Annotated in this window: 11 protein-coding genes; 6 read left to right on the plus strand and 5 right to left on the minus strand. The window is 42.3% G+C overall.

The window, feature by feature from the left end; translation table 11 throughout:
- The first annotated feature begins 44 nt into the window (after positions 1-44).
- Positions 45-479, plus strand: coding sequence for a ferritin-like domain-containing protein (locus I8751_RS24250; protein WP_214441647.1), 435 nt, complete (start codon positions 45-47; stop codon positions 477-479).
- A gap of 72 nt (positions 480-551) precedes the next feature.
- Positions 552-1520 carry an FTR1 family iron permease gene (locus I8751_RS24255; protein WP_214441648.1) on the plus strand — a complete coding sequence of 323 codons (969 nt, stop codon included), beginning with the start codon at positions 552-554 and terminating at the stop codon, positions 1518-1520.
- Between the two features lie 15 nt (positions 1521-1535).
- Here I8751_RS24255 and I8751_RS24260 read toward each other — a convergent pair whose 3' ends face one another.
- The 3 genes from I8751_RS24260 to I8751_RS24270 all read right to left on the minus strand — a co-directional run bounded on the left by I8751_RS24260 (position 1536) and on the right by I8751_RS24270 (position 4344).
- On the minus strand, positions 1536-2459 hold the full coding sequence (locus I8751_RS24260) for an ABC transporter substrate-binding protein (RefSeq protein WP_214441649.1): 924 nt from the start codon (positions 2457-2459) through the stop codon (positions 1536-1538).
- A 128-nt stretch (positions 2460-2587) separates the two neighbouring features.
- The gene (gene asnS / locus I8751_RS24265; protein WP_214441650.1) at positions 2588-3979 is read right to left on the minus strand and encodes an asparagine--tRNA ligase; all 1392 of its coding nucleotides are present in this window, start codon (positions 3977-3979) and stop codon (positions 2588-2590) included.
- A gap of 2 nt (positions 3980-3981) precedes the next feature.
- Positions 3982-4344 carry a hypothetical protein gene (locus I8751_RS24270; RefSeq protein WP_214441651.1) on the minus strand — a complete coding sequence of 121 codons (363 nt, stop codon included), beginning with the start codon at positions 4342-4344 and terminating at the stop codon, positions 3982-3984.
- Positions 4345-4390: 46 nt separating this feature from the next.
- Between I8751_RS24270 and I8751_RS24275 the strand changes: the two genes are divergently transcribed.
- A complete protein-coding gene (locus tag I8751_RS24275) occupies positions 4391-4681 on the plus strand; it encodes a DUF6439 family protein (RefSeq protein ID WP_214441652.1) in 291 nt (96 codons plus the stop codon).
- Between the two features lie 97 nt (positions 4682-4778).
- Here the strand turns inward: I8751_RS24275 and I8751_RS24280 are convergent, their stop codons facing one another.
- Together I8751_RS24280 and rlmD are read right to left on the minus strand one after the other, a co-directional pair.
- Complete coding sequence (locus I8751_RS24280) at positions 4779-5228, minus strand: ATP-binding protein (RefSeq protein ID WP_214441653.1); 450 nt, start codon at positions 5226-5228, stop codon at positions 4779-4781.
- Between the two features lie 378 nt (positions 5229-5606).
- Entirely contained in the window at positions 5607-7022 is a 1416-nt protein-coding gene (gene rlmD, locus I8751_RS24285) for a 23S rRNA (uracil(1939)-C(5))-methyltransferase RlmD (protein WP_214441654.1), read from the minus strand.
- 145 nt (positions 7023-7167) lie between these two features.
- Here rlmD and I8751_RS24290 point away from each other — a divergent pair, with 145 nt between their 5' ends.
- The 3 genes from I8751_RS24290 to purF all read left to right on the plus strand — a co-directional run bounded on the left by I8751_RS24290 (position 7168) and on the right by purF (position 12314).
- Positions 7168-7653: an allophycocyanin subunit alpha-B gene (locus tag I8751_RS24290; protein ID WP_214441655.1), complete on the plus strand. Its 486-nt coding sequence runs from the start codon at positions 7168-7170 to the stop codon at positions 7651-7653.
- 652 nt (positions 7654-8305) lie between these two features.
- Positions 8306-10663: a phosphoribosylformylglycinamidine synthase subunit PurL gene (gene purL / locus I8751_RS24295; RefSeq protein ID WP_214441656.1), complete on the plus strand. Its 2358-nt coding sequence runs from the start codon at positions 8306-8308 to the stop codon at positions 10661-10663.
- Positions 10664-10814: 151 nt separating this feature from the next.
- Positions 10815-12314 (plus strand): amidophosphoribosyltransferase, encoded by a 1500-nt coding sequence (purF, locus tag I8751_RS24300; RefSeq protein ID WP_214441657.1) that lies wholly within the window; start codon positions 10815-10817, stop codon positions 12312-12314.
- Positions 12315-12442: the final 128 nt, after the last annotated feature.

Here is a 12442-nt window from a genome sequence, read left to right on the forward strand (position 1 = left end):
CTCATTACCCATGACGCTCCATTCGTAACTTGAATTAACAACTGATGCAAGAGCTTGACCAAAATAAAACCATCGACCTATTAAACGCCATCATGGAATTTGAACTAGCGGGAGTAGTGCGTTATACACATTATTCCTTGATGGTAACTGGCCCAAATCGGATTCCGATTGTAGATTTTTTCAAAGCCCAGGCTAGTGAATCTTTGCTTCATGCCCAACAAGTAGGAGAGATTCTTACGGGCTTAGATGGGCATCCCTCGCTCAAAATTGCCCAAATGGAAGAAACTTATCAACATACAGTCAAGGATATTCTGGCAGAAAGCTTATCCCATGAAAAGAAGGCACTTGAACTGTATAAAAATCTGCTGGAAACTGTCACCAATGCTAGCATTTATCTCGAAGAATTTGCTCGTGGCATGATTGGGCAAGAAGAGATGCATAATCTCGAACTGAAAAAGATGTTACGCGATTTCAGCTAATAGGCAATAGTCGTTAGTGATTAGTAATTGGCTAATCACTAATGACAAAGGACAAAAGACAAAGGACTATTGATGAATTTTAGTGTTGCTCTACCTACTTTTGTAATTACACTCCGAGAAGGAGTCGAGGCTGCCCTTGTGGTTGGGATTGTACTGGCTTTGCTGAAAAAAGCTAAACAATCCCGACTCAACATTTGGGTATACGCTGGGGTCGGGGTTGGTATTGCTGTTAGTGCGCTGATTGGTGTGCTATTTGGTTGGGGAATTCAAGCATTAGGGGCAGTTAATCCTCAATACACCTCCGTAGTTGAACCAATGCTAGAAGGTGTGTTTAGTGTGTTAGCGATCGCTATGCTCAGCTGGATGCTAATCTGGATGACTAAACAAGCCAGATTTATGAAAGCGCAAGTTGAGGGAGCAGTTACCGAAGCCTTGACACAAAATTCCAACGCTGGTTGGGGCGTTTTTAGTTTAATTTTGGTCGCTGTTGTCCGCGAAGGCTTTGAAACTGTGCTGTTTGTCTCTGCTAATTTTCAACAGGGATTAGTACCAGCTTTGGGTGCTATTGGTGGTTTAGCAGCAGCTGCTGGGATTGGAGTACTGTTATTTAAATGGGGCATCAAAATTAATATCCGCCAGTTTTTTCAGGTAATGGGCGTTTTATTAGTGTTGATTGTTGCCGGATTGGTGGTTTCTGGGTTGAAAAATTTCGATGAAGCAGTGAGTAACCTTGCTCTTAGCAGCCGCGCTTCAGAAAGTCTTTGTTTTTATTACGAACGCTTTACCAAAGTCCACTCTTGTATTTTGGGGCCAATAGTTTGGAATACTTCTAATATTTTGCCTGATGGACAATTTCCAGGAATTGTTCTCAAAGCTTTATTTGGTTATCGAGATCATCTTTATATAGTGCAAGCAGTCGGCTATATTTTATTTTTATTGACTATCGGAGGCCTATATTTCCGTAGTCTAAATGGTGGTTCTTCTCAACCAAAAAAGGATGTTACCATAACTCAAAAACCAATTAATGCTGCGAAAGAATAGAAAAAATTTTTATGGTTATGTACTCTCTACAGCCAATAAATTTTTCTTAAGTTGCTGACAGGCTTTTTCAATGGCATCTATACTGCCAGGATTGACTAACCCGTAATAGTCGAAAGTGTAGACTCGATTATTTTGAGTAGCTTGTAATTTCTGCCAAAACGCTTCCTTTTTAAAAGATGCTAAAACAGCTGTTTCTGAACCGCCTTGTGGAGGATTAACTACAATAATTACTTCGGGGTTGGCTTCTAAAACTTTCTCAGCCGATAGTGTCACATACCCACCAATTGGACTGTTACCTTGTAATTCTGCTGCCAAATTTTTTGCCTGAAATTTTGTCAGTACATCTCCAGCCCAACTATTTTTATTTGGTGCTAAAATTGGTTGACGACTAACTAGTACCAGAGTTGAAAGGCTTTGGGTCGATTTGTCTGGTAAAAAAGTTTGGTAGCGATTTAATAAAGGCTGCGGATCAGCACCAATTAACTGAGCAAGTTTTTTAGTCAGTTCTTCTAAAGATTCCCAATTTTTAACTTGAGTGAGAAAATTGGCAATTCCTAGTTGCTGGAGTCTTTGAATCGCTTGATTAGAAAAACCTTCAGCACCAATTACTAAATCTGGTTTGAGGGCAACAATTTTCTCTAAGTTAGGAGGACTTTGCCCTTCACTCACACGAGGAATATTTTGGAATCGGGAATCATTATTAAATAATGTGCTACCAGTAATACCTACCAACTTTGATTTATCAAGTTGATAAATGATATCTGTAGAAAGAGAGGAAAGAGTTACAACTCTTTTGGCAGATTGTTGAGAGTTACTATTAGGTGCTTCCGTATTCGCTGATACTTTCGTTTGTGACTGTTGAGTAGGTGCATTAGCACAAGATGCTAAAACTAGACTTAATAAAATTGCTAGAGCAGATAATATCCAACGACGATGCATATTTAAATTCCTTAATCACCAAAAATAGAACTAATAGCTAACTCAGCACCACATTTAAAGTTAGCAAATATATTTATATTGCATTCCCAGAGTAAAACCTGGGAATAAGAAATCACATAAGGCTGGTACTAAAACTCGGCACTTTGTGGTGTACGAGGGAAGGGAATCACGTCACGGATATTCGCCATACCTGTCATAAATTGCACAAGTCTTTCAAAACCCAAGCCAAAACCAGCGTGGGGAACTGTACCATAACGGCGCAAATCAAGATACCACCACAATTCTTCTGGGTTTAAACCTTGGGCCTGCACTCGACGTTCTAAGACTTCCAAACGTTCTTCCCGCTGGGAGCCGCCAACTATTTCGCCGATTTTGGGTGCAAGAATATCCATTGCACGAACGGTTTTTTCATCATCATTCAAGCGCATATAAAATGCTTTAATTTGTGCTGGGTAGTCTGTAACGATCGCAGGCTTTTTAAATAGTTGTTCAGCTAGGTAACGTTCGTGTTCTGATTGCAAATCTAAACCCCAACTAACTGGATATTCAAACTTGACATCGGCTTTTTCTAAAAGTTTGATCGCATCTGTGTAAGTTAGACGCTCAAATTGATTGTTAATAATATTTTCAGCTGTTGCCAACACAGAATTATCAATGCGCTGATTGAAAAATTCCATGTCTTCTGGACAAGTTTCCAACACATGCTTAAAAATATGCTTAAGAAACGCCTCAGCTAAATCCATATCGCCTTCTAAATCACAAAAAGCCATTTCTGGCTCAACCATCCAAAACTCTGCCAAGTGGCGCGAGGTATTGGAATTTTCTGCACGGAAGGTAGGGCCAAAGGTGTAGACGTTACTAAACGCCATCGCCATCACTTCCGCTTCCAACTGGCCGCTAACTGTGAGATATGTAGGTTTACCAAAAAAGTCTTGCGTGTAATCTACACCTTGATTTTCTGTGCGGGGAATGTTCTTTAAATCCAAACTAGTAACACTAAATAATTCACCCGCACCTTCGCAGTCACTAGCGGTAATGATGGGTGTATGTACCCACAAAAAGCCTCGTTCTTGAAAAAATTGGTGAATAGCCGCAGAACAAGCATTTCTCACCCGAAAAACTGCACCCAAAGAATTAGTACGCGATCGCAAATGTCCAATAGTTCGCAAAAATTCAAAAGAATGGCGTTTCTTTTGCAGGGGGTAAACTTCGGGATCAGCTTCGCCGTAGACTTTCACCGTCTCGGCTTTCAACTCAATGCGCTGTCCTTTCCCCAGAGACGCTAGCAGTACCCCTGTCACCTCGACTGCTGCACCTGTATTCAATTTTTTTAAAATAGCTTCGTAGTCTGGCAAATCCTGATTGATGACAACTTGCAAATTAGCTAGTGATGAGCCGTCATTGACTTCAATAAAAGCAAACCCTTTCGACTCGCGTTTTGTCCTCACCCAGCCTTGAATACCGAGAGACTCATCAGGTTGACCACTTCGCAATATTTCTGCAATCCGTCGATTTACCATATTTACCCAACACAGGATTTTAATATCCAGCCTATAATAACGCCCATTCCACCAAAGCGGACGGCTTGCCAGAAAGGTTTCTTGAGACTCCGCCAAGAAAATAACTGGCTTTCTAAGTTTATTTCTAGCACTTCCAAGTGCTGTTGAATCTGTTGTAACTCTGCTTTAATTTCTGGGGTCTGGTGTTTATTTTGCTGCAATTCGTGACGGCGTTGTTGCGATTGTGCCTGCTGTTGGCGATCGCTTTGCACTTGGGCATACCGTTGTTTTAATGATAAAAGCGATCGCTCCACTTCCTCTAATTCTTGTGCAAAATCTGGTTCCTGATTTTCCCCTGACGGTTGTGATTTTTTAGGCGGCTTCATTTACAAGTAGTACAGTAGTAAGTAAATGCTACTTTGCCAATAGTTTATGTCTCAACCAACCCAGCTGCCTAAATCCAGCCAACTGAATGAATTTACTACTCTGGAACTAGCCCAAGCCCTGATGGAAAGGCTCAGCATTTCCCCTAACGATTGGCATCGCCTCAAGTCTAACCGCAATTCTCGCGCTAGTGAACAAGTAGCAGCAGCTGTTTTATATCTTCTTAAGGATCAGCCACAAGAAGCCCTTGCCCGATTAGAACAAGCAGTTGGTTGGTTAGATCGCTCTATTTCAGCACCTCCTTGTCCAACCCACGGTACAAATAAAAAGCAGGAATAAAAACAAAAGGAGGCAAGAGATAATTTTTTCTCCCTTGGCTCCTCTTTCGGCTGGCGCTCACGGCGCTAACCTGCTTTTTCTGATCTCCGTGTTTTCTTCACCGTCGCAGAGATAAGAGGGAACGAGTTTCCATCTGTTTACAAAGTCTTAATTCTGTGCCTTTGCGATTCCACTCTACTTGATCAAAAATTTGGTGGAGAAGACATAGACCACGCCCGCTTTCTGCCTCATCGGGTGGTAAATAGTCTGTTGATTCGTCATCGTTAGTCGATGAAGGAGTAAAGCCTTGGCCTTGGTCTGAAATTACCCACCAATACTGATTATCTATAAGAGAAAAACGGACTACAACTGTTTTACTAGGATCAAGATTATTTCCATGTTTTGCTGCATTGACTAAGGCTTCTTGAAGTCCTAGTCGCAGTTCTGCTTGCAATTTTGCTGGTATTTCTGCCAATAATAAATCTAAGATTGGACAGAGGTAGAGAGTTGAGGCGAAACTAATTGTGCCCCAATAACGTCCAACTGGACGAAGGGAAATGGTAATCACAAGAGAAACCCCGTAGCTTTCAGTTAGCTAGACATCAGTTTGCTTTTATAGGCACCCTGATAATATTTGAGGTGGTCATGCTGCCTTCAAACTTGCGTCTTGGATACTAAATTTTGAAAATGCTAGGGAGCATTTACTCTGTTCATGATGTGAGATTGCTGATATATAAAACGGCTTTGATAAACTTGCTAGTACAGTTAGCAACTTAATAAAGATGCTGTAAATTTGAAAGAGTATTAGGATGCTCTTTACATTACCCGTTTTTACTTTAGACAATCCTAATTCATGTTTTTTAGAGTGTATGCAACTTTAATTTTTTTAACAAAATCATTTGTATTTTAGGTTAATTCAATTTTAGCATTTTTACTATGCACTAGACTACAAATTTGAAATTTCAGTTTTTTTAAAAGATTCATGACCCTTGTCTAACTGTGATAACACAAGAAAGGCGGCAACTTCCACATGAGCTGTTTGAGGAAAAAAATCAGCAGGTTGGATACGTGTGATCGTGTACAGTCCATCTTGACACAGCAATTTCAGGTCACGAGCGAGAGTGGCTACTTTACAACTGACATAAACAATACGTGCAGGTTTCGATTCCATTAAAGATTCGATCACAGCGCGATCGCATCCTTTACGTGGTGGATCGAGTAATACCACATCTGGTATTGTTCCCATTTTTGGCAGCAATTTCTCTACTGCCCCTACTTGGAATGTCACATTATTAATTCTGTTGTGATGGGCATTCAAAATTGCTTGTTCTACGGCTTCTGGTTGTAATTCCAATCCTGTTGCTTGACGTACTTGTTTGGCTAAAGGCAAAGTTAAAGTCCCAATACCACAATAAGCATCAACTAACAACTCATGACCTTGGAGATTTAGTTCTGACTGAATTATCTGCAACAGTGCTTCTGCTGTTTCTGTATAAACTTGGAAAAATGTATCTGGGCGGACTTGAAATTCTAGTCCAGCAAATTTTTCTTGCAGATAAGGAACTCCAGCAATACAACGGGTTTCTGATCCAAAGATAGCATTTGTGCGATCGCTATTGCGGTTCAACGATACTCCCACCAACTTAGGATAACGCTGTAACCATTCCTGGGCTTGGTTTTCAATTCCTAGTAAATTCCAATCCTTGACTATTAAAGTCAACAACATTTCGCCTGTGCGTCGTCCAATGCGTAAACCAAGATGGCGGATTTGTCCTTGGTGACGCTGTTCATCGTAAATTGACCAACTGCACTTTTGGATGTCTTGCTTAACTTCGGCAAGTAAAGTATTTAATCGTAGATCTTGGACTGGGCATTGATTCAGATTAACTAATTGATGGCTACCTTTTTGGTAGTAACCAGCCTGTACTTGACCTGTGGCAGAAATATCCAAAGGATAGGTGGCTTTATTCCGATAGCCCAAAGATGAGGCAGCAGCCAACACCGGATCTACTGGCGGTGCGACGAAACCGCCAATACGTTGCAAAGCTTGGATAACTTGATTTTGTTTGGCAGCTAGCTGATAGTCATAACTAATATGCTGCCACTGGCAACCACCACATTTATCAGCCACGATGCAATTGGGTCGAATCCGGTGAGGAGATGGTTGCAATAGCTGCTGGAGTCTAGCGTGGGCGTATTTAGGCTTGACATGTACTAAACGAACTATAGCGCGATCGCCTGGGACAGTATCTGGGACAAATACCGCGCGCTGATCATAACGACCTACACCATCGCCTGTATCGCTAAGATCTGCGATCGCAATTTCAATCAATTCACCCTGTCGCCAAACTGTATTAGTCATTGGTCGATTGTCAATAGTCAGTAGTTATTCTTATTGTCCCTCTATGTACCTGCTTCTCTGCTCCCCTTGCTTTCCCTGACCCCTTCACTTGTGTACCTCAGACTCGTTAAACTAACAAATAATATTTCGTGTGATTGCAATAATCATGACTGTAATTAGCCAAGTTATTCTCAAAGCCGACGACGAACTGCGCTACCCCAGTAGTGGCGAACTCAAGAATATCAAAGACTTTTTGCAAACCGGCGAACAACGGACGCGGATTGCGGCCACCTTAGCTGAAAACGAAAAAAAGATTGTTCAAGAAGCAACTAAACAGCTTTGGCAAAAGCGTCCTGACTTTATTGCCCCTGGTGGTAATGCTTATGGTGAACGTCAGCGTTCTCTCTGTATCCGTGACTTTGGCTGGTACTTACGCCTGATTACCTATGGTGTACTTGCTGGCGATAAAGGGCCAATTGAAAAAATTGGTTTAATTGGTGTACGGGAAATGTACAATTCTTTGGGTGTTCCTGTGCCTGGGATGGTAGAAGCTATCAGTTCCCTGAAAAAAGCCTCCCTTGATTTACTAAGTGCGGAAGATGCTACCGAAGCAGCACCCTACTTTGATTACATCATTCAAGCGATGTCTTAATGCAAAGTCTATGCTGGTTTTAAGCATCTACTGCGTTCTCATAAAGTGAATGCAAGGTCTTAGCACTTCAATATCCATAAGATTTCTAATTTGATCATAACCTCCCCATCGTTGGTAGTGGCTTCGGCAAATTCTTTGTTAAGTTACCAACCAACTGTGGGGAAATTTTATTTGCCAGTTTACCTGCCAATAAAAAGCCGACAGTCTTTGACGGGCTGTCGGCAATTAGTGTGTTCCCTATTAATGACTCGGCTAGAGTTCAGTTACAAGTAATTATGCCAATATGACCATTCAAAAGAGACGATCTTAATCATCCATCTATGTGATTGTTATCACTGGACTGCTACCAATAACCTGTATTTACTCCAGGAATTTATTTCTAAAAGTACATGCACTTAGATGATTTTGCTGAATAAAGTAGTTTAAAACACATAAATATCTTTTTAAATCAGCATTAATGCACTTTCATTTTGTAGCTAAGAAATACTTTTGAGTAAATTCTGAGGTTTTGCTAGGGTAAAAAAAACACAGTATTTACAGGCAACAATATCATAGCCAGTCATAAAAAAAATTATCTGCATTTTTTAGAACTGCATCTACAGCGCAAGTAAATCGATAAAATAATCCTCTGTCCCCTTGGTGCATTACTTCCATGACCGCTACCTCAAGAGATCCGTTTTCACCCCAAGAAATCGCTGCTGAAGGTCTGAAGCTAGAAGAATACGCAGAAATCGTTCGGCGGCTAGGTCGCCATCCTAATAAAGCTGAACTAGGAATGTTTGGCGTGATGTGGTCAGAGCATTGCTGTTATAAAAATTCACGACCCCTACTTAAACAGTTTCCTACTACTGGCCCCCATATTCTTGTAGGGCCAGGTGAAAATGCGGGTGTTGTCGACTTAGGCGATGAACTACAATTGGCGTTTAAAATTGAGTCTCATAACCACCCTTCAGCTGTTGAACCTTTTCAAGGGGCAGCCACCGGGGTAGGAGGTATTCTCAGAGATATTTTTACAATGGGTGCGCGTCCCATTGCTTTATTAAACTCTCTGCGCTTTGGTTCCCTAGAAGATGCTAAAACCCAAAGGCTATTTAGTGGCGTGGTGGCTGGTATCAGTCACTATGGTAACTGCGTAGGAGTACCCACAGTTGGCGGTGAAGTTTATTTTGACCCGGCTTATTCTGGTAATCCCCTAGTGAACGTCATGGCACTGGGTTTAATGGAAACTTCAGAAATTGTCAAGTCTGGGGCATCTGGTTTAGATAATCCTGTGCTGTATGTCGGTTCTACTACTGGACGCGATGGCATGGGAGGGGCGAGTTTTGCCAGTGCTGAATTGAGTGATCAGTCAATAGATGATCGTCCCGCTGTGCAAGTAGGCGATCCATTCTTGGAAAAATCATTGATTGAAGCTTGTTTGGAAGCATTTAAAACAGGTGCAGTTGTCGCCGCACAAGATATGGGAGCAGCAGGTATTACCTGTTCGACATCAGAGATGGCAGCCAAAGGCGGGGTGGGGATTGAACTGGATTTAGATAAGATTCCTGTGCGGGAATTGGGAATGGTTCCATACGAATATTTACTTTCGGAATCTCAAGAACGGATGCTGTTCGTTGCTCACAAAGGACGTGAACAGGAGTTAATCGGCATTTTTCATCGTTGGGGACTTCATGCTGTTGTGGCAGGGACAGTGATTGCTGAACCTATTGTGCGGATTCTCTTTGAGGGTGGAATCGCAGCAGAAATTCCCGCTGAGGCCTTGGCAGAAAATACCCCACTTTATCATCGGGAGTTATTGACAGAACCACCAGAGTATGCGCGTCAAGCTTGGGAATGGCAATCTGATTCTTTACCTGCTTGTGCGATCGCTGGCATTGAAATCTCAGAAAATCTAAAAACCTGGAATGATATTTTATTGACTTTGCTTGATACACCCACGATCGCTTCTAAAAATTGGGTATACCGTCAGTATGACCATCAAGTCCAAAATAATACTGTAATTTTACCAGGTGGTGCAGATGCTGCTGTAGTGCGGCTACGTCCTTTAGAATCATCCACAACTATAGGAAGCAATAAAGGGGTAGCGGCTACAGTAGACTGCAATCCCCGTTATGTTTACCTTGATCCCTATGAGGGAGCTAAGGCAGTAGTCGCGGAAGCAGCACGTAATCTTAGCTGTGTGGGTGCAGAACCTCTGGCGGTGACAGATAACCTCAATTTTGGTAGTCCCGAAAAACCCATTGGTTATTGGCAATTGGCAGAAGCTTGTCGGGGTTTAGCAGAGGGATGTCGAGAATTGGCAACACCAGTAACTGGCGGGAATGTCTCTCTATACAATGAAACTCTCGATTCTCAAGGCAACCCACAACCGATTTATCCTACCCCTGTTGTAGGTATGGTAGGGTTGATTCCCGATTTAACCAAAATTTGTGGTCAAGGTTGGCAACAAGAAGGGCATGTAATTTACCTTCTGGGATTGCCACTAACATCGAAAATTAGTTTAGGAGCATCTGAATACTTAGCTACCATCCACGGCACTGTTGCTGGAAAGCCACCACGGGTAGATTTTGACTTAGAACGTCGTGTACAGAAAGTTTGCCGCGAGGGAATTCGTGGGGGGTGGATACATTCGGCCCATGATTGTACTGAGGGGGGAGTAGTTATTACCCTGGCAGAGTGTTGTCTTGCTAGTAATCTGGGTGCCAAAATTAATGTAGAAATAGCAGAAAGTCAGTTACAACGACTCGATGAGGTGTTATTTGGCGAAGCGGGGGCGAGAATTTTAGTTTCTATATCATCAGACCAACAAGAAATTTGGGAATCCTATTTACAGGAACATCTAAGTGAAGAGTGGCAAAAACTAGGTTTAGTTGAAAATTCCGATCAGGGTTTGGGGGTTTTAACCACTGATAACCAAAGCTTAATCAAAGTTAGTATTGAAGATATGAAAGATCGCTACTTCCATGCGATCGCCAGACGTTTGACCATTAATAACACCACTCCTAGCTAAATTTTTCCATCCCCTCCCCCTGGATTGTTAGCATTGATGAGCAGAATTACGCTAATGTTTTAATAGATGGTTAAAGATTTGTTAAGAATTCTGCCACTATCCATAGACATAATCCCAGTGACTTGACCCCACCACCAGGAGCAAAGCCAGCATGATTCCCATCCATCCCGTCACTTTGGATGCACACTCCCACAAGACTAACGACTCCATGAATAGTTCTGATAATCGTCCTGACAAGCCAGAAGAAGCTTGTGGTGTTTTTGGCCTCTACGCACCAGGAGAAAAGGTTGCTAAACTAACTTATTTTGGATTGTACGCCCTCCAGCATCGGGGTCAAGAATCAGCTGGCATTGCTACTTTTGAGGGTACGCAGGTACACTTGCACAAAGACATGGGCTTGGTGTCTCAGGTTTTCAATGAATCTATCTTGGATGAATTACCTGGTAGCCTAGCGGTTGGTCATACTCGTTATTCCACTACCGGTTCTAGCCGTAAGGCTAATGCCCAACCTGCTGTGGTCGAAAGCCGCCTAGGTTCATTAGCTCTTGCACATAATGGCAATTTAGTCAATACTGTGCAACTACGAGAAGAATTACTTGAGAGTAAATTTAACTTAGTTACATCAACAGACTCAGAAATGATCGCCTTTGCGATCGCAGAAGCAATCAATGCTGGTGCAGAGTGGTTAGAAGGCTGCATTCAAGCGTTTCACCGCTGCCAAGGAGCCTTTAGTTTAGTTATTGGTACTCCCGATGGCGTGATGGGTGTCCGCGACCCTAATGGTATTCGCCCACTAGTAATTGGCACTTTAGCTGGTAATCCAGTCCGCTACGTCTTAGCTTCCGAAACATGTGGTTTAGATATCATTGGTGCCGAATACCTGCGAGATGTGGAACCAGGAGAGTTAGTTTGGATCACGGAAGAAGGTATGGCTTCTTACCATTGGAGTCAAAAACCGCAGCGTAAGTTGTGTATCTTTGAAATGATTTACTTTGCCCGTCCTGATAGCGTCATGCATAACGAGAGCTTATATAGCTACCGAATGCGGTTAGGACGGCAACTAGCCCAAGAATCTCTTGTGGATGCTGATATTGTTTTTGGCGTTCCTGATTCTGGTATACCTGCGGCCATTGGATTTTCTCAAGCTTCTGGTGTCGCTTACGCTGAAGGCTTGATTAAAAACCGCTACGTGGGGCGCACCTTTATTCAACCAACCCAAACTATGCGCGAGTCAGGGATTCGCATGAAACTTAACCCCCTTAAAGATGTGCTATCAGGTAAACGAGTAATTATTGTTGATGACTCGATTGTCCGGGGTACTACCAGCCGTAAACTAGTCAAAACCTTGCGTGAAGCTGGTGCAATAGAGGTACACATGCGAATTTCTTCTCCCCCAGTTACTCATCCCTGTTTTTATGGCATTGATACCGATTCTCAGGATCAGTTAATTGCTGCTACCAAATCAGTAGAAGAAATTGCCAAGCAATTGCAAGTAGACAGCCTCGCTTATCTCAGCTGGGACGGAATGTTAAAAGCAACAGGCGAAGACACCAATAGTTTCTGTTCTGCTTGCTTCACTGGAGATTATCCTGTGACTATTCCTGAGCAGGTGAAGCGTTCTAAGTTGATATTAGAAAAAGTAGTGGTTTAGTTAGGGGCATGGGGCATGAAAACAATTCGTAATTCGTAATTCGTAATTGTGAACAAGGGAATAGGCAATAAGCAAGAGTTATTTATCCCCTGCTCCCCTAGCCCCTAGCCCAAGTTAAAATTGAGAAA

The organism is Atlanticothrix silvestris CENA357 (assembly GCF_016056295.1).
Lineage (GTDB): Bacteria > Cyanobacteriota > Cyanobacteriia > Cyanobacteriales > Nostocaceae > Atlanticothrix > Atlanticothrix silvestris.